Below are 21494 nucleotides of genomic sequence, written 5' to 3'. Positions count from 1 at the left end.
GGTCGCTCAGCCGATGTGCAGCTCCTCGCGCTCGGCCGCGAGCGCGATGTCGGTGCGGTGGTGCGAACCCTCGAGCTCGATGTGGTCGATCGCCTCGTAGACCCGTTCCCTCGCCTGGGTGAGGCTCTCGCCGAGGGCCACGACCGACAGGACGCGACCCCCTGCCGAGACGAGCGTGCCGTCGTCGGCGCGCGCAGTGCCCGCGTGGAGCACGTAGGTCGTCGGCACCTCGGAGGCCTCCTCGATACCGGTGACGGGGTCACCGGTGCGCGGGGTACCGGGGTAGTTGTGCGAGGCCACCACCACCGTCACGGCGTGCTGGTCGGACCAGTGGAGCGCACCCACGCCATCGAGCTCGCCCTTGGCCGCGGCCTTCAGCAGACCGCCGAGGGGGGTCTGCAGGCGGGCCAGCACGACCTGCGTCTCCGGGTCGCCGAAGCGGGCGTTGAACTCGATGACCCGCGGGCCGCGCGACGTGACGGCCACCCCGATGTAGAGCACCCCGGAGAACGGCGTCCCGCGTCGGGCCATCTCGTCGACGGTCGGCTGCGCGACCCGGCTGACGAGCTCGTCGACCAGCGACGCCGGGGCCCAGTCGAGGGGGCTGTAGGCGCCCATGCCCCCGGTGTTGGGGCCCTGGTCGTCGTCGCCGACCCGCTTGAAGTCCTGGGCCGGGGCGAGGGGGACGACCGTGCTGCCGTCACAGAGGCAGAACAGCGACACCTCGGGCCCGTCGAGGAACTCCTCGACGACGACCACTCCCCCCTCCTTGGCCAGGCACGCCTCGGCGTGCGCGAGCGCTTCGGCGCGGTCAGTGGTCACGACCACTCCCTTGCCCGCGGCCAGGCCGTCGTCCTTCACCACGTGGGGCGCACCCAACGCATCGAGCGCGTCAGCGACCTCGTCGAGGGTGGTGCAGACGCGCGCCATCGCCGTCGGCACATCGGCCGCCGCCATCACCTCCTTGGCGAAGGACTTGCTGCCCTCGAGCTGCGCGGCCTCGGCCGACGGGCCGAAGGCCAGGAGCCCGGCGTCGCGCACGACGTCGGCGACCCCCGCGACGAGTGGCGCCTCAGGGCCGATCACCACCAGGTCGACGGTATGCCGGCGGGCCAGCTCCACGATCGCCTCACCGTCGAGGACCCCACCGGGCAGTGCCTCGCAGAGGGCGATCGCGTCCATCCCCGGGTTTCCCGGGGCCACGATCACCGCGTCGACCTCCGGGTCGGCACCGAGGGCCTTGACGATGGCGTGCTCGCGGGCACCGGTACCGATCACGAGAACCTTCACGGGCCCAGCGTAGAGAGTCACGCGCGAGCAGACCGACCGGGACGCGGGCAAAGGGCGCCGGACCTGAGTGCGCGGCGTCCCGGGGAGGCAGGGGGGACATCTCCCGGGGACGCCGCGCAGCCGACGTGCGGTCGCCTGGCGGGGGAACCTGCAACCATGCACGTGGGTCGACGAGGTCGACTGGTTCAAGAGTGGACCATGTCTGGGCCAGAGGTAAAGCCCATTCGTGTCGGACTTGCGCCATTGACGGAATCTCGCCAGAGGGCAAGCATGTGGGCATGCCGGACGACAGTCGGACGGACGACGCCACCCATGCGGCGGTCGTGGGGGTCACCGACGCGGTCCTCACCAACGGGCTGAGCCCCGGCTTCACCGCCGGCCGCGGCTCCAAGGTCGCCACCGGGATCGGTGCAGGTCTCGACCTGGAGGTCGACGTCGACGAGGTCGAGGGCACCGTCACGCGGGTCTTCCTCGCGGTCCTGCAACACCAGGATCCGACGAGGTCCCTGCTCATCGCCCAGGGCATGAAGGCGCCCCTGGTCGACCACTCCCTCGAGGTCCTCGGCAGCCGGGGCCTGGTGCGGCTCCACCAGGGCGGCCGGATCGAGGTCATCCCCCCTGACATCTCCCTGCCCGCCCTGGCCCTGGACTACGAGCGACGGGCTCGCGAGACCCGATCGGCGGCCCACGAGCTCGCGCAGGTCTACTTCCAGGCGAGGTCGGCCTCCCTGGCACCCGACGTCGGGACGGTGCGGATCCTCAACTCCCTGGACGAGATCGCGGCAGTCACGGCGGAGGCGGTGGCAGCCGGCACCGAGCGGATCCGCACGTTCCGGTCACTCTCGCCGCGCACCCGGGCGCTGTTCTCCAGCCCGCTGCACAGCCACGAGGAGCCGAGCCGCGGCGTGGGCGGCAACGTGCTCGACTACACGACGGTCTACGACACCGACGTCCTGGAGATCGACGGCGCCCTCGAGATCCTCGAGGCGCGGGAGCGGGGCGGCGAGCGGTTCCGGTTCACCTCGGCGGTGCCGTTCTCGGCGGTGATCGTCGACGAGGTGGTGGCGATCGTCGACGTCAGCGCCTTCGACCCCTCGGGCTTCGGCTCGGCCCTGATCCGAGCGCGGTCGATGGTGCTCGCGCTCATCGCCCTCTCCGACCACCTCTGGGACCTCGGCTCCCCGCTCTCGATCGGCGGGGTCACGACCGAGCGACGCGACCAGCTGATCCTGTCGCTGCTCGCCGCCGGCGCCCCCGACGCCACGATCGCTCGCCAGGCCGGGGTGTCCCAGCGCACCGTCGAACGGCGGGTCAGGGCCCTGATGGACCAGCTCGGCGCGGGCACCCGCTTCCAGGCCGGCGTGCAGGCCGCGCGCCGCGGAATGGTCTAGTGCGCGGCAAGGCTCGCCCTGCTCGCTAGACTCGTGCGTTCTCCGTGTGGGGACCAGACGGCACGGCAGCGCCGCCAGACGGTGCCGACCGGGGACGCCATCAACGACCAGCCAGAAAGCAATGCACCGTGACGGGATCGGACCACTCGAGCGCGAAGGCGTCCAGCGCCGAGGTCGCCCGTGAGATCGCCATCGAGCAGACCCATGTCGATCTCGTCTACGCCGAGCTCATCAAGGCCCAGGCACGGGCCGGACTCATCGAGGCCGACGGCCTCGCGCGCGGTCGCACCGACCGCACCGGCGACGTGCGCGACGAGGAGCTGACCGGGCTCTTCGAGCGCGATGCCCTCGTCTTCAACGCCGCCCGCCGGCGCTCGACCCTCGACACCCAGTACGAAGGCCTCGTGTTCGGCCGGCTCGACCTCGACCACGCGCTGTCCGACGAGGCCAAGGCCCCCGACCGCGAGACGCGCTACATCGGCCGGCTGGGCGTGCGCGACGACGACTACGAACCCCTGGTGGTCGACTGGCGCGCACCCGCGGCCGCCGCCTTCTACCGCGCCACCCCGGTCGAGCCCATGGATGTCCTGCGCCGCCGGGTGCTGCAGTGCAAGGGCCCCGACGTCGTGGGGGTCGAGGACGACCTCATGGTGCCCGAGGCACCCGACGACCTCGTCGTGGTCGGCGACGGTGCGCTCCTGGCCGCACTGACCCGCAGCCGTGGCGCACAGATGCGCGACATCGTCGCGACGATCCAGCGCCACCAGGACGAAGCCATCCGCGCCTCGGCCCGCGGGATCACGGAGATCACCGGCGGACCCGGCACGGGCAAGACCGTCGTCGCCCTCCACCGCGCGGCCTACCTGCTCTACTCCGACCGTCGCCGGTTCGAGTCCGGCGGCATCCTCGTCGTCGGCCCGTCCTCGGCCTACACGGCATACATCGAGCGCGTGCTGCCCTCGCTCGGCGAGGAGTCGGTCGTCCTGCGCTCCCTCGGCGACGTCGTCGACGGGGTCACCGCCACGCGGCTGGACACCCCGGAGGCCGCCGCCATCAAGGGCTCGCTGGGGATCCGCCGCCTGCTCGCCCGCGCCGCCGCCGACGCGCCCCCGGACGCCCCCCAGTCCTTCCGCGCGTTCGTCAACGGCAAGGCCGTGCGCGTCGACGCCCCGGTGCTCGACCGCATCCGGGCCCAGGTGCTGCGCAACCACCAGCGCAACCTGTCGGCGAAGGCGGTCCAGAGCGCCCTGGCCGAGGCCGCCTGGGCCAGCGTGCGCGACGGCGACCGGGCCGAGTTCATGGACCGCTTCGACGACCACCTCGAGGTCGACGCCTTCCTCGCTGCCTGGTGGCCACAGGTCGACCCCCGTGAGGTGCTGCTCTGGCTCGCTGACCCCGAGCGGGCTCGCCAGCACGGTCAGGGAGTCCTGTCGCCGCAGGAGTGCGACGTGTTCTCCGCGTCGATGCAGCACGCCCTCGAGCTCGGCAGCTGGTCGGCCGCCGACGCCGCGCTCATCGACGACCTTGCTGCTCGGCTCGGACCGGTGCAGGACGGGCCGTCCGAGGAGCGCGGGTTCTACGAGATCGAGGAGTTCGAGGACGTCTCGCAGTTCGGCGTCGCCGAGGTGCGGGCTGGGGTCGACTCCCGGGCGGTCGGCACGAAGTCGTCGCGCACCGCCCCCACCGACCCCCGGGAGCTGCTGTTGCAGGGCCGCATCGAGGGCCCGGGCGAATACGCCCACGTCCTCGTCGACGAGGCCCAGGACCTCTCGCCGATGCAGTGGCGGATGCTCGGCCGCCGGGGTCGCTACTCGTCGTGGACCGTCGTCGGCGACGCGGCGCAGGCGTCGTGGCCCGATGCCGTCGAGGCCGGCCGCGCGCGCGAGGAGGCGTTCGGCACCCAGGAGCGCCGGCTCTTCCACATGGACACCAACTACCGCAACGCGCGGGAGATCTTCGACTACGCGGCCAAGGTCGTGCAGGCCCACGTGCCCGACGCCGACATCCCCAAGGCTGTGCGTGAGACCGGCGTCGAACCGCTCGACGTCACTGTCGCCTCCGGCGACTGGTCCGCCGCCGCCACGACGGCCGTCGAGTCCCTCCTCCGCGAGGTGGAGGGTTCGATCGCCGTGATCACCCCGACGAGGTATGCCGCGGAGCTGGTCGAGCTGGGCTCGCTCAGTGACCGGGTCGGACTCATCGACCCGATGTCCACGAAGGGCCTCGAGTACGACGCCACGGTCATCGTCGACCCCGACGAGATCGCGGCGGAGTCACCCGGCGGGGTGCGGGTCCTCTACGTCGCGCTCACCCGGGCCGCCCACCGCATGACCGTGCTCCGCCCCACCTGACGCCCACCCCGTCGCTACCTCATGCAAAAGGCGAGTTAGCGCCGTCGCTACCTCATGCACAAGGCGAGTTAGCGCCGTCGCTACCTCATGCACAAGGCGAGTTAGCGCCGTCGCTACCTCATGCAAAAGGCGAGTTAGCGCCGGCCGCCGCCGCCGGGCCTGATCCGTCCTAGGGAAGGCTGCGAAACACGGAAATCCACTGGTCGGCTGTCGCGTTCGCGAAAACTGTTGCACCCGAGCGGATCTCGTCGCTCACTCGGGCGCACTCGGCTTCGGCGGCGGCCACCAGGTCGGGCGGGTAGCTGTACGTGAGCTGGTGCTCCGCGAACTCGTCCTCGTCGTCGACGTACCAGCTGCCGTCGAACCGGCGGATCACGTCGAGGTCGAGGTCGACCGCCGTCACGAGGTCACCGTCCCAGACCGGTGGGGTGGTGATATCGACGTAGAGCTCGAAGGCCTGGTCGGGGTGCTCGGTGTAGAACATCGCCGTCATGCCCCGGTCGCGCGGCACGAGCAGGACGTTGTCGGTGACGCTGACGAACGACTTCGGGCCGCCGGACCAGTGGTTGCCGACCGGGTCGCCCAGCCAGTCGCCGTGCTCGTCGGCACCGAGGTAGACCAGGTCGGCGCCGTGGTGCCGCGTGCCGCCCCACTTCGTGTAGCGCCCGCGGACCGGGTGGCCGGGCGCGAACCGCGCCGGCGACCCGCCCACCGGGTCACCCGTCGAGCCGCCCACGGGCCCGACCAAGGTCAGGCGCCGAGCAGCGAGTGCCGGCTGATGATCTCGTCGCGCCCCGGTCCGACACCGATCGCCGACACGCGCGCGCCGATGAGCTCCTCGAGGCGCAGCACGTAGGCCTGCGCGTTGGCGGGGAGCGCCTCGAACGTGCGGCAGGTCGAGATGTCCTCCCACCAGCCGGGCAGGTCTTCGTAGATCGGCTTCGCGTGGTGGAAGTCGGTCTGGTTGACCGGCATCTCGTCGTGCCGCACACCATCGACGTCGTAGGCGACGCAGATCGGGATGGTGTCCAGTCCGGTGAGCACGTCCAGCTTGGTCACGACGAAGTCGGTCACCCCGTTGATGCGCGTGGCATAGCGACCAACCACGGTGTCGACCCAGCCGCATCGTCGCGGACGTCCGGTGGTGGTGCCGAACTCGGCGCCGGTCTTGCGGAGGAACTCACCGTTGGCGTCGTTCAGCTCGGTGGGGAACGGGCCCTCCCCGACGCGGGTCGAGTAGGCCTTGAGGATCGCGATGACCGTCGAGACGCGGGTCGGCGGGATGCCCGACCCGGTGCAGGCTCCGCCGGCGGTCGCGTTGGACGACGTCACGAAGGGGTAGGTGCCGTGGTCGACGTCGAGCAGCGTCGCCTGCCCGGCCTCGAGGAGCACGGTCTTGCCCTCGTTGAGGGCCTGCTCGAGCACCAGGGAGGTGTCGGCGACCATGGGACGCAACCGCTCGGCATACCCGAGGAGCTCGTCCATCACCTCGTCGACCTCGACGGCGCGACGGTTGTAGATCTTGGCGAGGATCTGGTTCTTGTAGGCCAGCGCCGCCTCGACCTTCTGGCGCAGGATCTTCTCGTCGAAGAGGTCCTGCACCCGGATGCCGTTGCGCGCCATCTTGTCGGCGTACGTGGGACCGATGCCCCGACCGGTGGTGCCGATCTTGCGGGATCCCAGGAACCGCTCGGTCACCTTGTCGAGCACCCGGTTGTAGGGCGCGATGATGTGGGCGTTCGCGCTGACCAACAAGCGCGACGTGTCGACCCCGCGCGCCTCGAGGCCGTCGAGCTCCTCGAAGAGCACGGCCAGGTCGACGACGACGCCGTTGCCGATGATCGGGGTGCAGGTCGGCGTGAGGATGCCCGACGGGAGGAGGTGCAGCGCGTACTTCTCGCGCTTGCCGTCCTTCTCGATGACGATGGTGTGGCCGGCGTTGTTGCCGCCGTTGAACTTCACGACGTAGTCGACGTCGCTGCCCATCAGGTCGGTGGCCTTGCCCTTGCCCTCGTCGCCCCACTGGGCGCCCACGAGCACGATTGCCGGCATACCCGCACCTCTCCGTGTCTGTGTCGGTGTCCGCGCGTCCGTCGAACTGGTCATGCAGCAGGCCCCGCGGTGTTCGCACGGGGCCCGTACCGGGAAAGGCTACCGGTCGCGGTCCCCCACCGGGGAGTCGAGACCACCCGCGGCCGCCGCCAGGCCGAGCTGGAAGCGGGTCTGCACCCCGTGCCTGGCCATCAGCCCGGCCACCCGGCGCCGCACCGTGCGAAGGCTGCACCCGAGGTAGCGGGCGATCGACTCGTCCTTGAGGCCGAGGCCCAGCAGCTTGAGGAGCCGCTTGTCGTCATCGTCCTGCTCCTCGCCCGGTGCGACCGGCAGGGCGCGGTCGAAGGCCCGGTCGAACAGCTGGATGAAGGCCGCGATGAGCATGGGGTCGCGCACCATGACGTAGCCGGACTCCGGGTTGCCCCACTCACTCACGGCCACCAGCGAGTGCTCGTCGAAGATCGTGAACTCGCTCGGCGGTGACAGCGACAGCCGCTGCTCCTCCCCCGCCGCCGCGAACGACGTCAGCCACGCCCGGCCGGGCTCGGTGTCCATGATGTCCATCGGGTAGATGGTGCGTTGCCGGAAGCGCCCCTCGGCCAGCAGGTCCTGGTTGAGCCGGTAGTTCTCCTGCTCGATGCCGGCGCCCGCGTCGATCACCATGGTGCAGACGCGGCTCAGCTCGGTGGTGTGCTCCAGGAGGTAGCGCAGCAGGGGCGCTGCCATCTCGGCCCGCAGCGGCTCGAGCACGTGACCTGCCTGCGGAGGTCGGGCCAACCCGCCCTGGGCGGTCAGCTCATAGAGCGCGTAGCGCACCTCGGCGAGCTCGGCCCGCCGCGCGTCGATCTGCGCCTCGCCCCGCTCGAGGATGCCCATGAGCCGGTCGAAGGGATCGGTCAACAGCCGTTCCACCTCGTGGACGCGGTCGTTTCCGCTGGTCACAGGCTTCCCCCAGGCCGATGCGGCATCATCTGTCCTTTGACAGCATAGTGCCACCGCAACCTCGCCGCGGTCATGCAGAATGGCGAAACGCCGCTCGTCAGGCGGCAGGGGACGACGACATGACGGGTAGCCACGTGGACCTCGGTCCACGGCAGGGGGCGACGCCGGGGGACTGGATCCACAAGGGTCCGGTCCCCCGGCGTCACTGTCTTTCGGGGCGCCTTCCCCCGTGGCGGCTCAGCCGCGCGGCCAGGTCCGCCAGGTGTCGGGGAGGCTGCCCCCGGACTCGACCCCGTCCGGTACCCGACGGACCTGCCAGGTCGCGCCGTAGTCGGTGCTGATGTGCGCCAGCCGGGGCCGCGCGAAGTGCTCGACGACGGCCATGGTGCCCCGTCGGTTCGTCGCCATCATGCCGGGGCCACCCTCGCTCACCGGGATCGGGAGCACCTTCACCCCGAAGGTGCCGTCGGGCGCCTGCCACAGCACCGCGTGGCGGGTGATTGGTCCGTTGTCCGACAACACCAAGGTGCCCCAGAACCAGCTGTCACCGGCCCCGCCCCACTCCCAGGTCGCGTCGGGGCCCTCGAACTCCAACTGGTGAACCGTCCGGCCGGCCAGGTCGACGAATGCCGCGCCCTGTTGGCCGTGGACCAGGGGCCCCCTGACGTCCGTCACCGGCACCGGTGCGCCGTAGGTCAGTGGGCGACGCTGACCGCGTGAGTTCACCGCCTCCGGTCCGTGGAAGTCCTCGATGAAGAACCAGTCGTCCACGACGTGGGAGGCCCCGACCCAGTCGAGGACGTAGAGGGAGCTCGTCACGAAGTCGTCGTGCGTTACCTCGAGGACCTGCTGCACCTCACCGGGAACGAACTCGGTGTCTCGGCTGCAGTCACCCAGACAGGCCGTCCAGACCCGGGCAGCGACCCCGTCACGGGTGGCTGTCGTCGCGACCATCGAGTCGGCATCGAGCGCCGCGGTGGGGTGCCGCCGGATCGCCTCGGCACTGAGCGCCGGGTAGCTCGCGCTCGGGTCCGGGCGGGGCGTCGTGATGGTCGTGGTGGACGTCCGAGGACCCGGTCCGACCGGGAGCGGAGCCGCTCCCCGCTGGCCGGTCACGCTGGCGGCGACCAGCGCGACCACCACCAAGGTCGCGGCTGCCGCACCGGTCACCACGGCGGCGGACCGGCGGCGACGAGCGTGGGCGACGGCGGCCAGGTCGGCCAGGTCCGGGGTACGGACCTGCCCGGCGAGCTCGTGGAGCCGGTTCAGGTCAAGCATCTTCGCGCTCCTCCTCGGCGAGCAGGGGGGCGAGCCGGTCGCGGCTCCTGGACAGCCGCGACTTCACGGTGCCCTCGGCGATGCCGAGCGTGGCGGCGATCTCGGCCACCGGCAGGTCGACGAGGTAGTGCAGGACGACGACCTCGCGGTGCAGGCGGTCGAGCCCAGCCAGCGCGGTCATGATCGCGACGTGGTCGGGACCCAGCTCGAAGGCCGACTGCGGCCCGGGCACCTTGCCGCGGAGGCGCCGCACCGTCTCATGGTGCCGCCACCCGTTGCGCAGGTGGTTCAGCGCGACCGTGCGCAGCCAGGCCTCGGGGTGGTCGAGGCCGAGGAAGCCCCTCTGGTTGCGCAGGGCCTTCGTGAAGGCCTCCTGGACGGCGTCCTCCGCGTCGGCCTGGTTGCCGCAGAAGGCGTAGAGGTGCACCACCAGGCGCGGGTACGCCGCGTGGAAGATGTCCGCGACAGCTGCCGAGACGTCCACGCACCCCACCTTCCTCTCCGGCCGATCCGAACAGAAGACACCTGAGTGGCCTGGTCGGTTCCCCCGGAGGGCGGGCGTCAGAGAGCGAGCTCGCGGGCTCCGGTCATCGAGGAGTCGCGCAGGAACTGCGCGCATCGCAGTTCCTCCTCGATCTCGCCGATCGCGCCGGCAGCGCGGGACAGCGCGGCGAGGGCGCGCAGGAAGCCGCGGTTCGGCTCGTGCTCCCAGGGCACCGGGCCCTGGCCGCGCCAGCCGTTCTTGCGCAGCGAGTCGAGCGCGCGGTGGTAGCCGGTGCGGGCGTAGGCGTAGCCCTCGACCGTGCGACCGTCGGCGAGCGCGTCCTCGGCCAGGGTCGCCCACGCCAGCGACGAGGTCGGGTATGCCGCGGCGACCTGGTCGGCGGCCACGCCCTCCTCGAGCTTCGCGGCGGCGGGGTCGACGGGCAGGAGGGTCTCGGGGATGCCCAGCAGGTTGTCGCTCATGCGTGGGTGCCGGCCGAGCGCAGGTTCTGGCAGGCCTCGACGACACGGGCCGCCATGCCGGCCTCGCCCTCCTTGCCCCAGGCGCGCGGGTCGTACTGCTTCTTGTTGCCGACCTCGCCGTCGACCTTCAGCACCCCCGCGTAGTTGGCGAGCATGTAGCCGGCGACCGGACGGGTGAAGGCGTACTGGGTGTCGGTGTCCACGTTCATCTTGACGACGCCGAAGTCCACGGCGGCCGCGATCTCCTCGGCCGTCGAGCCCGAGCCGCCATGGAAGACGAGGTCGAACGGGCGCGCATCGGCACCGAGCCCCAGCTCGCTCGCGGCCGCCTCCTGGGCGTGCTTGAGGATCTCGGGGCGGAGCTTGACGTTGCCGGGCTTGTAGACGCCGTGGACGTTGCCGAAGGTGAGCGCGGTCAGGTAGCGACCGTTCTCTCCCGCGCCGAGCGCCTTGATCGTGGCCACCGCGTCCTCGGGGGTCGTGTAGAGCTGCTCGTTGATCTCGTTGGCGACCCCGTCCTCCTCGCCACCGACCACGCCGACCTCGATCTCGAGGATGACGTGGGCGGCCTTGGCCAGCCCCAGCAGCTCGCGGGCGATCTCGAGGTTCTCGTCGAGCGGCACCGCGGAGCCGTCCCACATGTGCGACTGGAACCACGGCGTGCCGCCAGCAGCGACCCGCTCGGCGCTGGCCGCGAGCAGCGGCCGGACGAAGCCGTCGAGCTTGTCCTTGGGGCAGTGGTCGGTGTGCAGCGCGATGTTGACGTCGTACTTCTTGGCGACCTCGTGGGCGTACGCGGCGAGCGCGATCGACCCGGTCACCATGTCCTTGACCGTCGGGCCGGAGAGGTACTCGGCGCCTCCGGTGGAGACCTGCACGATGCCGTCGCTGCCCGCCTCGGCGAAGCCACGGATCGCGGCGTTGAGGGTCTGCGACGACGAGATGTTGATCGCCGGGTAGGCGAACGAACCGGCCTTGGCGCGGTCCAGCATGTCGGCGTACACCTCGGGGGTGGCGATGGGCATGGGAGTCTCCTTCGACTGGCGGGGTGTGCGAGCTCTGCGGCCAAGGGCGCAGTCGTCGCCGCCGATCTTTGCACGACCCCACGCGACCGGACACCCGTGTCTCAGGCTGGTCCGCACGTTGGCGGTTGCCCGACGCGGGTTCAGCCCGTCGTGTCGCGCAGCGCCGCTCGCCGCTGCTCGAGCAGCGCGCGCTCGGCGTCGTTGCCACAGCGCGTGATGGCGAGGGCGTATGCCGCGTCGGCGGCCTCGACGTCGCCGGCGCGGGCGAGCAGCTCGGCCCGGACCGACGGCAGCCGGTGGCTGTGGGCGAGGTCGTCATCCAGCCCTGCGAGCGCGGCCAGCCCCTCGCGCGGACCCTGCGCCTCGGCGACCGCCACCGCCCGGGCCAGCCGGGCACTGGGGGTAGGAGCCAGCGCCACGAGGTCGTCGTAACGGGCGACGATGCGGTCCCACCGGGTCGCGTCGGCGCTGGGCGCCGTGGCGTGCTCGACCGCGATCCGGGCCTGCACGGCATACCCGGCGGCCTGGATGGTGAGCGGTCCGGTGAGGGCAGGCGACGACGCGAGGACGACCCCTTCGGCGATCTCGGCGCGGTGCCACAGGGAGCGGTCCTGGTCGGGGAGCAGGACGATCGCGCCGTCGCCGTCGACACGGGCATCCCGACGCGAGTGCTGTAGCAGCATGAGGGCGAGCAGGGCGACCAGCACCGGCTCCTCCGGTCGGAGTCGGAGGACGACGCGCACGAGCCGAATCGCTTCTCCCGCAAGGCCGGTGCGCAGGGCGTCGGGGCCCGACCCGGGGGCGTAGCCGGCCGTGAAGGCGAGGTAGGCGGTCTGGGCCACCGCGTCGAGGCGGTCGGGCAGCACGTCGGAGGACGGCACCGCGAACGGGATGCCGGCGGTGACGATCTTGCGCTTGGCCCGGGTGACGCGCGCCGCCATGGTGGGCTCCGGCACGAGGAAGAGCCTGGCGATGTCGGCGGTGCTGACGCCGAGCACGAGCCGCAGGGCCAGGGCGCTGGCGGCCGCAGGGTCGAGGGCCGGGTGGGTGCACATCAGCACCAACCGCAGGAGGTCGTCCTCCACGAGGTTCCCGGGGTCGGCGAGCACGGGCGACCCCTCCTTCCCTTCGGCCTCCACGACGAGCAGGGGCACCTTGCGCAGTGCCATGGACTCGGCCCTCAGCCGGTCCAGGACCCGTCGGCGGGCCGCGGTGTGCAGCCAGGCGACGGGGTTGTCCGGCGTGCCGTCGCGGACCCATCGGCGGGCCGCGGTCTCGACGGCATCGGCCAGGGCGTCCTCGACCAGGTCGAGCCGCCGGAACCGCGCGAGGAGCAGCGACGTCAGTCGTCCCCACTCCTCGCGCACGACCGTCGCCAGCACCTCGGATGGTTTCGAGGGTGCGGACGGCGGGCCGCCCGGCCCGGTGGTCACCGGCTCACAGGCTCTCGTAGCCCTCCACGCCGACCACGGAGCGGATCTCGAGGGTGTAGCCGCGGGGCAGCAGCTTCGCCGCCGCGATGGCCGCATCGAGGTCGGGCAGCTCGACGTCGTAGTACCCGCCGATCTGCTCCGTGAGCTCCACGAACGGTCCGTCGGTGACGATGTCGGAGGAGCCGTCGCGCCTGATCGTCGTCGCCAGGTCGGCATCGCTCAGCGCCCCACTGGACAGTCGCCGACCGTGCTGCTCGACGTACTGCTCGAAGGCGTGGTGCGCGTCGAAGTACTCCTGGCGCACCGCCTCGTCGGCGCCGTCCCAGTGCCCCGGTTCGTAGGCGATCAGGACGACGTACCTCATGTCTCGCGGTCCTCCGGCTGCACCACACGACGCACGTGGATGCCGTCGCCGAGCGACGCGATGATCTGGCAGCAGTCGAGCAGGTCGTCGACGTCGTCGGTCTCCACCTGGTAGAAGCCGCCGACCTGCTCGGTCACCTCGGCGAACGGTCCGTCCGTGACCGCGCCGCCGCCGGGAGGGATGCGCCGCCCCTCACTGGTGGCGTGCAGCTCCGCACCGCCGGTGATCTTGTGGCCCCGCTTGCCGAGCTCTTCCGCGAAACGGTTGTACTCGGCATACCCCGCCTGGCGCTTGTCCTCGCTCATGGTGGTCCACCAGCGGTCGGCATCACCGACGATCAGCACGACGTACTCGGTCATGGCCGGGTCACATGCCTTCGACGAGCTGGCGGATCTCGATGGCGTCGTGGAACGGGGTCGTGAGCAGTCGGCCGCAGACCTTGGCCAGGTCGTCGGCGTCCGAGGTCTCCACGACGTAGTAGCCGCCGACCTGCACGGCGCTCTCGGTGTACGGGCCGTCGGTCAGGGAGACGGCGTCGATGCCCGTCCCGCGGACCACGCGCGCCTGCCCCGACGGGGTCAGCTGGGCGCCGCCGGTCATCTTGTGCCCACGCTCGGCGAGCAGCTGGACGAACTCTCCGTGGGCTGCCGTGAGGTCGGTGCGCTCCTCTGCGGAGGCGGACGCATAGCGAGCTTCGTCGGCCGGCAGCAGGACGATGTACTGGGTCATGGCTGTTCCTCTCATCGATGGGTACTTCCACCCTGATGACGCACGAGCGGGGTGCTATTCGACAGCCTGCCCGAAGATGTTGCGTCGCACCCAGGCATGCATCGCAATCGCTGCCGCGGCGCCGGCATTGATCGACCGCGTCGACCCGAACTGCTCGATGTGCAGTACGACCGCACAGGCCTCGCGCATGGAGGCGGAGAGCCCGGGGCCCTCCTGTCCGAAGACGAGGACGCACTCCCGGGGCAGGTCGTAGGTCTCGAGGGGCAGCGAGCCGGGCAGGTTGTCGATCCCGATCAGCGGTATGCCGTGCGGTTGCCCCTGAGCGTCGGTGGCGCTGGTCGGGCCGGCGCCGGCCGTGGCCGCCCAGGCCACGAGGTCCTCGACGGTCGGGTGGTGGTGCTCGTGCTGGTAGCGGTCGGTGACCATCGCCCCGCGGCGGTTCCAACGACGCTTGCCGACGATGTGGAATGCCTTGGCGTTGAAGGCGTTCGCCGTCCTGATGACCGAGCCGATGTTGAAGTCGTGGCCCCAGTTCTCGACCGCGACGTGGAAGTCGTGGCGGCGGGTGTCGAGGTCGGCCACGATCGCGTCGTGCCGCCAGTAGCGGTAGCCGTCGACCACGTTGCGGCGGTCTCCGTCACGGAGCAGCTCGGGGTCCCAGTGGTCGCCCTCCGGCCAGTCCTCGGGCCATGGCCCCACGCCGACCTCGTCAGGGGTGCTGGTCAGGTCAGGCATCGAGCTCCTGGAAGAGCGTCAGCTGGACGCCTGCCGGACCCGCCATTCTCGAGTTGAGGGAGCGCCACGGAGTCTGCGTGGGCGGCGCGATGAGCTCGGCGCCGGCCGCGACGGCCGAGGTGGTGGCAGCCTCGGCATCGTCGACCTCGAGCGCGACCCTGAACTGTGGCGCGACCCGTCGGCCGACCTCGACCTGGTCGATCATCTCCACCTGGGCGGTGTTGGAGAGCTCGAGCGTGGCGCGCCCCGCGTCGAGGATCGCCACCTGTGCCCCACCGTCACCCGCATAGGCCTCCTGCACCGGCATACCGATGACGTCGCGGTAGAACCGGAGCGCTTCCTCGTAGTCCTCCGCGTGCACCACCAGCCGCAGCTGGCGGACCCTGCCCTCGTGGGAAGTCATGGACCAAGCCAACCACGACCCCGGGGGTCTGGACCCCCACGGACTCTGAGGCCCCAGTCCTCCGAAGGGGCTCGGAGTGACCATGGCGGGTGGGCGCTGCTACTCAGGCGGCGACCCGCCCCGCACCGCCACGCTCGACCCATGGACCCCCGCGCCCTCGCTGCCGCCACCCCTTCGGACCGCAACCGCGTCGTCGACTTCCTGCGCGCCGCCGCCATCGTGACCGTGGTGCTCGGCCACTGGCTGATGGCCGCAGTCATGGTGCAGGACGGCAACCTCGTGCCGAACGCCGTGCTGAACATCGCACCGTGGAGCCACCCCCTCACCTGGGTCTTCCAGGTGATGCCGCTCTTCTTCATCGTCGGCGGCTATGCGAACGGCCTGTCTTGGCGCTCGGCCCGACGCCGTGGCGACACCTACGCCACGTGGCTCCGGTCCCGCCTCCAGCGCCTCGCCGCACCCGTCCTCCCCCTCCTCCTCGTGTGGCTGGCGATCGCCTCGATCGCGTATGCCGCGGGCGTGCCCGGCGCGACGCTGCGCACCGCGTCGCAGGTGGCCCTGGTGCCCACGTGGTTCCTCGCGGCGTACATCGTCGTCGTCGCGGTGGCGCCGGTCCTGCTCTCCGTGTGGGAGCGGTTCGGGTGGTGGAGCATCGGGGCCGGGCTGGTGCTGGGCGGACTGGTCGACTGGTGGAGCATCGCGGGCGACAACCCCTGGATCGGGTTCGCCAACTACCTGGTCGTCTGGGCGACGGTGCACCAGCTCGGGTTCGCCTGGCTCGACGGCTCGCTGGCGAGTCGTGGGCGGCGAGTCGCGCTCGCCGGCGTCGGGCTCGTCGGCCTGGTGACCCTCGTCTGGGCCGGCCCCTACCCGATCTCGATGATCGGGGTCGACGGGGCTGTGCTCAACAACTCCTACCCGACCCGGGTCACCCTGGCCTTCCTCGGCATGGCCCAGGCGGGAGTGGTGCTGCTCGCCGAGCGACGCCTGGCCCGGCTGCTGGAGCGGCCCCGGGTGTGGGCCGTCGCCGTCGTCGTGAACCTGCGCATCATGTCGCTCTACCTCTGGCACCTCACTGCGATGGTGCTGGTCATCGGGATGTCGTTGCTGGCAGGCGGTTTCGGGCTCCGCGCCGTCCCCCTCAGCGGGTCGTGGTGGGCCACCCGCCCGGTGTGGTTCGCGGTCCTCGCAACGGTGACCTCTGGGCTGGTGCTGGTCTTCGGACGCTTCGAGAAGCCGATCCGTGACCGACGCCCAGCTCCCGCAGTCTGGCGACCCGCGCTCGCGACCGCGGCGGTCTGCGGGGGCCTCGGCGTGATGGCGGCGTCGGGCATCGTCTCGCGCGACGGCGTCCACTGGGTGTGGCCGATGCTGCCCATCGCCGCAGTGGTCGGACTCGGCGTCGTGCCGCTCCCCAAGCGCCTGGCGGACGGCTGGCGCTAACTCGCCTTTTGCATGAGTGACCGACGGGGATGGCGAAAGCGCCGCACGCGGACACCGGCGCTAACTCGCCTTTTGCATGAGTGACCGACGGGGATGGCGAAGTCGCGAGCCTTCAGCGGCTACGTGAACGTACCGGTCCCCACCTGCGAAAACCGGTTGCCCATGGCGGCCCGGGTCTGTTGCCATGAAGGAGTCCGACCGCCAACCACCAGCAGTGCGCACGAGAGGAATGCGACCAATGCGAGCAGCTTTCACGTCCCGCCAGGTACCCACCTACCGAATGGATGTGAAGGCCAGTGCGAGCTGGAAGCAGGAAGACCCTCAGCCTGGGGATCGTCGCGCATGTTGACGCCGGCAAGACCAGCCTGACCGAACGAGTCCTCTTCGAGGCGGGGGTGCTCGACCACCCCGGCAGCGTCGACGCAGGCGACACCCAGACCGACAGCATGGCGCTGGAACGCCAGCGCGGCATCACGATCCGGTCTGCCGTCGTCTCCTTCGACTGGCGTGCCACCACCGTCAACCTCATCGACACCCCCGGGCACTCCGACTTCATCGCAGAGGTCGAGCGCGCGCTGACCGTGCTGGACGCAGCGGTGCTCGTCGTGTCGGCGGTCGAGGGCGTGCAGGCGCAGACCCTGGTCCTGATGCGGGCCCTCCAGCGCCTCGGCCTGCCCGTGGTCGTCTTCGTCAACAAGGTCGACCGCGCCGGAGCCGACCCGGACCGGGTGCTCGGCGAGGTGACCACCCGGCTCAGCCCGGAGGCCTTCGCCCTCGGTCAGGTGAGCGGCGCTGGCGCCCGCGGCGCGGCATACCTGCCGTTCGAGGTGGGGGCCACCGAGCTCGGCGAGCTGCGCGGCAAGGTCCGCGGCGCGACCGCCCATCCCGTGCTCTTCGGGTCGGCGATCACCGGCGCGGGGGTGACCGAGCTGCTCGACACCCTCACGACGCTGCTCCCCGGAGCCTCACCCGAGGCCCCCGACCCGCCTGCCCCACCCAGTGGCACAGTCTTCAAGGTCGACCGCGGCGAGGGCAGGCGGACCGTCCTGGCACGGGTGCGCTCGGGATCGCTGCGGGTGCGCGACCGCGTGGAGGTCGACGGACGGGCGGCGGAGAAGGTCACCGGCCTACGGCTCTTCGACCGCGGACGGCTGGTGAGCGTCGACGAGGTGCCGGCCGGCCGGATCGCGGCGGTGACCGGCTGGTCGTCAGCGCGCATCGGTGACCGGTTCGGTCCAGCGCCAACCGCGGTCGGCAGGACCGAGCAGTTCTCCCGACCGACCCTCGAGACCGTCGTGGACGCGGTGCGGCTCGCCGACGTCGTGAGGATGTATTCGGCCCTCACCGAGCTCGCCGACCAGGACCCGCTCATCGACCTGCGCCGCGACGACGGCCGACGGGAGATCGCCGTGTCGCTGTACGGCGAGGTGCAGAAGGAGGTCATCGCCGCGGTGCTGGCCGAGGAGTACGGCATCGAGGTCACCTTCCGGCCGACGACGAGCATCTGCGTCGAGCGGGTGGTCGCCCCCGGGGAGGCGGTCCAGCTGATCGCCACGGCGCCCAACCCGTTCCTCGCCACGGTGGGGCTGCGCGTGGAGCCGCTGCCCATCGGCGCGGGCCACGAGTTCGCCCTCGAGATCGAGCTCGGGTCGATGCCGCTCGCGTTCTTCACCGCAGTGCGCGAGGGCATCGCGGCGACGCTCGAGGAGGGAGTCCACGGCTGGGCCGTCCCGGATGCCCGGGTCGTGATGACGCACTCGGGCTACTACCCGCGCCAGAGCCACGCGCACGCGACGTTCGACAAGGCGATGTCGAGCACCGCCCAGGACTTCCGCAGCCTGACCCGGCTCGTGCTGGCGGAGGCGCTGGTGCACGCCGGGACGGTCGTGTGCGCGCCGGTCCACCGGTTCGAGCTGGAGGTGCCCGAGGACACGCTCGGCCCGGTGTTGGGCGAGCTGTCGCGGCACCTGGCCGTGCCGCTCGAGACGACCCTGCGAGGTCGCTCGGCCGTGCTGGTCGGGGAGGTGCCGGCCGACGCGGTCCACGGCGTGCAGCAGCGGATCCCGCACCTGACCCGCGGCGAGGGCGTCTTCACGTCGGGGCTGGACCACTACGCCCCGACCACCGGCAGTCCGGCCGAGCGGAGTCGCGCCCAGCCCGACCCGTTCGCCCAGATCGGCGACTGGTCGAGGATCCAGCGCAGCTGGCCCGCCGGCTGAGTCGTGCGCCTCCCCATTCGAGGTATTTCCCCACCGGAGCCCGGCAGCCGAATACCTCGAACAGAGCTCTCAGGGGTCTCTCAGGTGCGAATTCGGGTGGCGGCGTGCCCACGGCATACCCTTGCGTCATGCACTCACTCAGCACCAACTGGATGGACCCCCAGTGGCTCCTCGACCACTTCGGCTCCCAGTTCTTCTGGGTGAGCGTGGCGATCGTCTTCATCGAGTGCGGGCTGCTCTTCCCGATCCTGCCGGGCGACTCGCTGCTCTTCGCCATCGGCCTGTTCATCAGCACCGGTGACTTCTCGATGAACCTCGTGGTCGCCCTGCTGGTGCTCAGCGTCGCCGCCTTCGCGGGCAACGTCGTCGGCTACGAGATCGGTCGCGCCGTGGGCCGGCCGTTGTACGAGCGCGACGGACGGATCCTCAAGAAGAAGTACTTCGACGAAAGCCACGCGTTCTTCGAGAAGCATGGGGCGAAGGCGCTGGTCATCGGCCGGTTCGTGCCGATCGTGCGCACCTTCATCACCGTCGTCGCCGGAGTGAGCCGGATGGAGCGACGCCACTTCTTCCTCTGGAGCGGCGTGGGTGCCGTCCTGTGGGTCTGGGTGGTGACGCTGCTCGGCTACTTCCTCGGCAACTCGTTCCCCGCCCTCAAGGACCACCTCGAGCTGGCCATCCTGGCGATCGTGGCAGTGTCCCTGGTCCCCATGGTCGTCGAAGTGATCCGCGCCCGTCGCGGCCGGACCACGACCGAGAAGGTCGTCGAGGAGACCGGCGAGGCCGTCGAGGACCTGCGCGACGACCGCGTCTGACCGCTGACGCCGCCCCAACCCCTACTCGGGGGTGTTGGGGGTGTCCCGCCCGAGCTTGAAGCGAGTTGTCACGCCCTCGTACATCAGGTGGGCCGTCAACCCGTCCCGGGCGTGCGGCAGGTTGTGGCAGTGGTCGAGCCAGATGCCCGGGTTGTCGGCGACGAACGCCACGTCGAAGTCCTGCCCACTGAGGACCTCCAGGCTGTCGGTCCACCACGGACTGCCGGTGGCCTTGACCCCGTCGCGGGCGAGCACCACGACGTGGTGGCCGTGCAGGTGCATCGGGTGCGTCTCGCCGGAATGGTTGTCGAGGTGCACCACCACGACGTCGMCCTCGGCGACCATGAACATCGGCGCGGTCGGGAACATCCGGCCGTTGACGGTCCAGTGCACCCCCGGCTTTCCGTTCAGGAAGCCCGGGCGACGGCCGATGCTGTAGGTGAACCGGCGGTCGGGGTTCGCCGCGTCGAGGCCGAGCGGAGCCGGTGAGCCATAGGTCAGGAGGTCCACCACCGTCGCCGGTGCCCGCGTCGCCGGGGTCGAGCTCCCGGCCGGCCCGAGCACCAGGGCAGCGCCGCCCATCTCCACGCGCACCGCGGCCCCGGAGGCAGGGACCTGCACCCTCAGGTCGACGCGACCTCCCGCCGCGAGCGCGACCTTCTGGCCCTCGACCGGCGTGGGCTCGTTGACGTCGGTGCCGTCGACGGCCGCGACCTCGAAGGCCGCACCGGTCACCCACACCGGCATGATCCCGCTGTCGGTGTTGATGATCCGGACCCTCGCCGACTTCCCGGCCGCGACCTCCACCGGCACGTCGCCCGCGCGCCCCTGCACCGCCCGCCGACCGGCATACAGGTGCGCCAGCCCCACCACGTCGACGTCGCCGCCGATCCCCGCGCGTGGGGTGACCACCACCGCGCCGAGCAGACCCTTGACGACCTGCTCGTGCGAGACCTGGTGCGAGTGGTACCAGTAGGTCCCGACCTGCGTGGCCCGGAACCGGTAGACGTGGCGCCCCCCGATCGGGACCGCGTCCTGGGTCACGCCCGCCACGCCGTCCTCGGCGTTCGGCACGTCGATGCCGTGCCAGTGCAGGGTGGTGCCGTCGGGCACCGACTCGTTGACGAGGGTGACCTGCACGAGGTCACCCTCCTGGGCGCGGATGGTTGGGCCTGGCGTGGTCCCGTTCAGCGTGTATGCCGTGAGCTTCGGCCCCCCGGGGATGGTCACCTGCTGACGGCGCGCGGTCAGCGTCACGTCGACGTCCGCGCGCCCCCGCTCGGGCTCGACCAAGGTCGTGACATCGCGCTCGCCCGGGGAGCCGGGCAGGTGGGAGTGCGACAGGGCGACCCCGCCGGTGTCGGCAGGGCCCATCGTCATCACCGAGTAGGACGACGGCACCAGGCTCGCGGCCCACAACCAGGCCAGCGGCAGGAGCACCGCAAGGGCAGCGGCCAGCGCGACGACCAGGCGGACGCGCGCTCGCCGACTGCCCCGACCTGCCGTCCCCTCAGACGGCAACGCGCTGCGCGGACTCGCTGTCAGCAGCCCTGGGGACCCCGCCGGAGCGGGACCGGATGCCGGTCCAGGCGGCCGTGGAGAACAGCGCCAGGGCGTTGATCCCGTGCAGCGCACCCAGGGCGGCGATGCTGTGGCCGAAGAGGCCGAGGGTCACCTGCAGGACCACCAGCGCCAGGACGCCGAAGGCGAAGGCGATCCCGCGCGGGACCTTGGCGAAGAAGGACGAGATGACCAGCAGCAGCGCCAGGGCCGGAATGACCATCATGCCGTTCATGCCGTGGAGGAGGAACGCCTGGAACTCCGGGAACGGAGCCGCCCCGCCCTCGATCGCGTCCTCGAACGTCGCCTTGTCCACGACACCGCCGTCGTCGACCCACAGCCCCAGCCCGGCGTCGCCGTACACGATGAACATTGCCTGCACCGCCACCTCGATGGCCACGAGGAAGGCGAGTACCCGGTAGACCTTGCGCATTGCGAACCCCTCTCACCCTGCGGGGGCCGTGCGGGACCCCGTCAACCACCCATGGTGGCGTGGGA

At 71.2% G+C, this 21494-nt stretch carries 21 protein-coding genes; 5 read left to right on the top strand and 16 right to left on the bottom strand.

What is annotated here, in order from left to right; translation table 11 throughout:
- Nucleotides 1–6 precede the first annotated feature (6 nt).
- Entirely contained in the window at nucleotides 7–1290 is a 1284-nt protein-coding gene (gene purD, locus ACXJKD_RS13015) for a phosphoribosylamine--glycine ligase (RefSeq protein ID WP_457255036.1), read from the bottom strand.
- Between the two features lie 278 nt (nucleotides 1291–1568).
- Here purD and ACXJKD_RS13010 point away from each other — a divergent pair, with 278 nt between their 5' ends.
- Nucleotides 1569–2681 (top strand): helix-turn-helix transcriptional regulator, encoded by a 1113-nt coding sequence (locus tag ACXJKD_RS13010; RefSeq protein ID WP_457255035.1) that lies wholly within the window; start codon nucleotides 1569–1571, stop codon nucleotides 2679–2681.
- Between the two features lie 128 nt (nucleotides 2682–2809).
- Nucleotides 2810–5032: a HelD family protein gene (locus ACXJKD_RS13005; protein ID WP_457255034.1), complete on the top strand. Its 2223-nt coding sequence runs from the start codon at nucleotides 2810–2812 to the stop codon at nucleotides 5030–5032.
- A gap of 169 nt (nucleotides 5033–5201) precedes the next feature.
- Here ACXJKD_RS13005 and ACXJKD_RS13000 read toward each other — a convergent pair whose 3' ends face one another.
- The 13 genes from ACXJKD_RS13000 to ACXJKD_RS12940 form a co-directional block, all read right to left on the bottom strand.
- On the bottom strand, nucleotides 5202–5768 hold the full coding sequence (locus ACXJKD_RS13000) for a DUF402 domain-containing protein (protein ID WP_457255033.1): 567 nt from the start codon (nucleotides 5766–5768) through the stop codon (nucleotides 5202–5204).
- Nucleotides 5769–5782: 14 nt separating this feature from the next.
- Nucleotides 5783–7084, bottom strand: a complete 1302-nt coding sequence (locus ACXJKD_RS12995; protein ID WP_457255032.1) for an adenylosuccinate synthase — start codon at nucleotides 7082–7084, stop codon at nucleotides 5783–5785.
- A gap of 99 nt (nucleotides 7085–7183) precedes the next feature.
- Nucleotides 7184–8026 carry a hypothetical protein gene (locus tag ACXJKD_RS12990; protein WP_457255031.1) on the bottom strand — a complete coding sequence of 281 codons (843 nt, stop codon included), beginning with the start codon at nucleotides 8024–8026 and terminating at the stop codon, nucleotides 7184–7186.
- A 237-nt stretch (nucleotides 8027–8263) separates the two neighbouring features.
- Nucleotides 8264–9304: a hypothetical protein gene (locus ACXJKD_RS12985; protein WP_457255030.1), complete on the bottom strand. Its 1041-nt coding sequence runs from the start codon at nucleotides 9302–9304 to the stop codon at nucleotides 8264–8266.
- Nucleotides 9297–9788 (bottom strand): RNA polymerase sigma factor, encoded by a 492-nt coding sequence (locus ACXJKD_RS12980; RefSeq protein ID WP_457255029.1) that lies wholly within the window; start codon nucleotides 9786–9788, stop codon nucleotides 9297–9299. The genes ACXJKD_RS12985 and ACXJKD_RS12980 overlap by 8 nt, the downstream gene beginning before the upstream one ends.
- A gap of 77 nt (nucleotides 9789–9865) precedes the next feature.
- The gene (locus tag ACXJKD_RS12975; RefSeq protein WP_457255028.1) at nucleotides 9866–10270 is read right to left on the bottom strand and encodes a DUF3151 domain-containing protein; all 405 of its coding nucleotides are present in this window, start codon (nucleotides 10268–10270) and stop codon (nucleotides 9866–9868) included.
- Nucleotides 10267–11295 (bottom strand): class II fructose-bisphosphate aldolase, encoded by a 1029-nt coding sequence (gene fbaA / locus ACXJKD_RS12970; protein ID WP_457255027.1) that lies wholly within the window; start codon nucleotides 11293–11295, stop codon nucleotides 10267–10269. Before fbaA ends, ACXJKD_RS12975 begins: the two co-directional genes overlap by 4 nt.
- A gap of 140 nt (nucleotides 11296–11435) precedes the next feature.
- Nucleotides 11436–12728, bottom strand: a complete 1293-nt coding sequence (locus ACXJKD_RS12965; protein ID WP_457255026.1) for an RNA polymerase sigma factor — start codon at nucleotides 12726–12728, stop codon at nucleotides 11436–11438.
- 4 nt (nucleotides 12729–12732) lie between these two features.
- The gene (locus tag ACXJKD_RS12960; RefSeq protein WP_457255025.1) at nucleotides 12733–13092 is read right to left on the bottom strand and encodes a YciI family protein; all 360 of its coding nucleotides are present in this window, start codon (nucleotides 13090–13092) and stop codon (nucleotides 12733–12735) included.
- Entirely contained in the window at nucleotides 13089–13451 is a 363-nt protein-coding gene (locus tag ACXJKD_RS12955; RefSeq protein WP_457255024.1) for a YciI family protein, read from the bottom strand. Before ACXJKD_RS12955 ends, ACXJKD_RS12960 begins: the two co-directional genes overlap by 4 nt.
- Nucleotides 13452–13458: 7 nt before the next feature.
- Nucleotides 13459–13821, bottom strand: coding sequence for a YciI family protein (locus ACXJKD_RS12950; RefSeq protein WP_457255023.1), 363 nt, complete (start codon nucleotides 13819–13821; stop codon nucleotides 13459–13461).
- 54 nt (nucleotides 13822–13875) lie between these two features.
- Nucleotides 13876–14556, bottom strand: coding sequence for a TrmH family RNA methyltransferase (locus ACXJKD_RS12945; protein ID WP_457255022.1), 681 nt, complete (start codon nucleotides 14554–14556; stop codon nucleotides 13876–13878).
- Nucleotides 14549–14959 carry a VOC family protein gene (locus ACXJKD_RS12940; protein ID WP_457255021.1) on the bottom strand — a complete coding sequence of 137 codons (411 nt, stop codon included), beginning with the start codon at nucleotides 14957–14959 and terminating at the stop codon, nucleotides 14549–14551. Before ACXJKD_RS12940 ends, ACXJKD_RS12945 begins: the two co-directional genes overlap by 8 nt.
- A gap of 141 nt (nucleotides 14960–15100) precedes the next feature.
- Between ACXJKD_RS12940 and ACXJKD_RS12935 the strand changes: the two genes are divergently transcribed.
- The 3 genes from ACXJKD_RS12935 to ACXJKD_RS12925 all read left to right on the top strand — a co-directional run bounded on the left by ACXJKD_RS12935 (nucleotide 15101) and on the right by ACXJKD_RS12925 (nucleotide 19436).
- A complete protein-coding gene (locus ACXJKD_RS12935) occupies nucleotides 15101–16402 on the top strand; it encodes an acyltransferase family protein (protein WP_457255020.1) in 1302 nt (433 codons plus the stop codon).
- A 296-nt stretch (nucleotides 16403–16698) separates the two neighbouring features.
- Nucleotides 16699–18621, top strand: coding sequence for a GTP-binding protein (locus tag ACXJKD_RS12930; protein WP_457255019.1), 1923 nt, complete (start codon nucleotides 16699–16701; stop codon nucleotides 18619–18621).
- Nucleotides 18622–18749: 128 nt separating this feature from the next.
- Nucleotides 18750–19436 (top strand): DedA family protein, encoded by a 687-nt coding sequence (locus ACXJKD_RS12925; RefSeq protein WP_457255018.1) that lies wholly within the window; start codon nucleotides 18750–18752, stop codon nucleotides 19434–19436.
- Nucleotides 19437–19457: 21 nt separating this feature from the next.
- Here the strand turns inward: ACXJKD_RS12925 and ACXJKD_RS12920 are convergent, their stop codons facing one another.
- Together ACXJKD_RS12920 and ACXJKD_RS12915 are read right to left on the bottom strand one after the other, a co-directional pair.
- Complete coding sequence (locus tag ACXJKD_RS12920) at nucleotides 19458–20957, bottom strand: multicopper oxidase family protein (protein ID WP_457255017.1); 1500 nt, start codon at nucleotides 20955–20957, stop codon at nucleotides 19458–19460.
- Entirely contained in the window at nucleotides 20947–21429 is a 483-nt protein-coding gene (locus ACXJKD_RS12915) for a hypothetical protein (protein ID WP_457255016.1), read from the bottom strand. The genes ACXJKD_RS12920 and ACXJKD_RS12915 overlap by 11 nt, the downstream gene beginning before the upstream one ends.
- Nucleotides 21430–21494 lie beyond the last annotated feature (65 nt).

Source organism: Pedococcus sp. P5_B7 (genome assembly GCF_054049895.1).
This window is presented reverse-complemented; position numbering and strand designations above follow the sequence as displayed.

Coding starts and splice junctions, on each gene's coding strand:
- ACXJKD_RS13010 (WP_457255035.1), top strand. CDS start 1,569: ATGCCGGACGACAGTCGGACGGACGACGCCACCCATGCGGCGGTCGTG.
- ACXJKD_RS12995 (WP_457255032.1), bottom strand. CDS start 7,084: ATGCCGGCAATCGTGCTCGTGGGCGCCCAGTGGGGCGACGAGGGCAAG.
- ACXJKD_RS12985 (WP_457255030.1), bottom strand. CDS start 9,304: ATGCTTGACCTGAACCGGCTCCACGAGCTCGCCGGGCAGGTCCGTACC.
- ACXJKD_RS12975 (WP_457255028.1), bottom strand. CDS start 10,270: ATGAGCGACAACCTGCTGGGCATCCCCGAGACCCTCCTGCCCGTCGAC.
- fbaA (WP_457255027.1), bottom strand. CDS start 11,295: ATGCCCATCGCCACCCCCGAGGTGTACGCCGACATGCTGGACCGCGCC.
- ACXJKD_RS12960 (WP_457255025.1), bottom strand. CDS start 13,092: ATGAGGTACGTCGTCCTGATCGCCTACGAACCGGGGCACTGGGACGGC.
- ACXJKD_RS12955 (WP_457255024.1), bottom strand. CDS start 13,451: ATGACCGAGTACGTCGTGCTGATCGTCGGTGATGCCGACCGCTGGTGG.
- ACXJKD_RS12950 (WP_457255023.1), bottom strand. CDS start 13,821: ATGACCCAGTACATCGTCCTGCTGCCGGCCGACGAAGCTCGCTATGCG.
- ACXJKD_RS12945 (WP_457255022.1), bottom strand. CDS start 14,556: ATGCCTGACCTGACCAGCACCCCTGACGAGGTCGGCGTGGGGCCATGG.
- ACXJKD_RS12940 (WP_457255021.1), bottom strand. CDS start 14,959: ATGACTTCCCACGAGGGCAGGGTCCGCCAGCTGCGGCTGGTGGTGCAC.
- ACXJKD_RS12935 (WP_457255020.1), top strand. CDS start 15,101: ATGGACCCCCGCGCCCTCGCTGCCGCCACCCCTTCGGACCGCAACCGC.
- ACXJKD_RS12925 (WP_457255018.1), top strand. CDS start 18,750: ATGCACTCACTCAGCACCAACTGGATGGACCCCCAGTGGCTCCTCGAC.
- ACXJKD_RS12915 (WP_457255016.1), bottom strand. CDS start 21,429: ATGCGCAAGGTCTACCGGGTACTCGCCTTCCTCGTGGCCATCGAGGTG.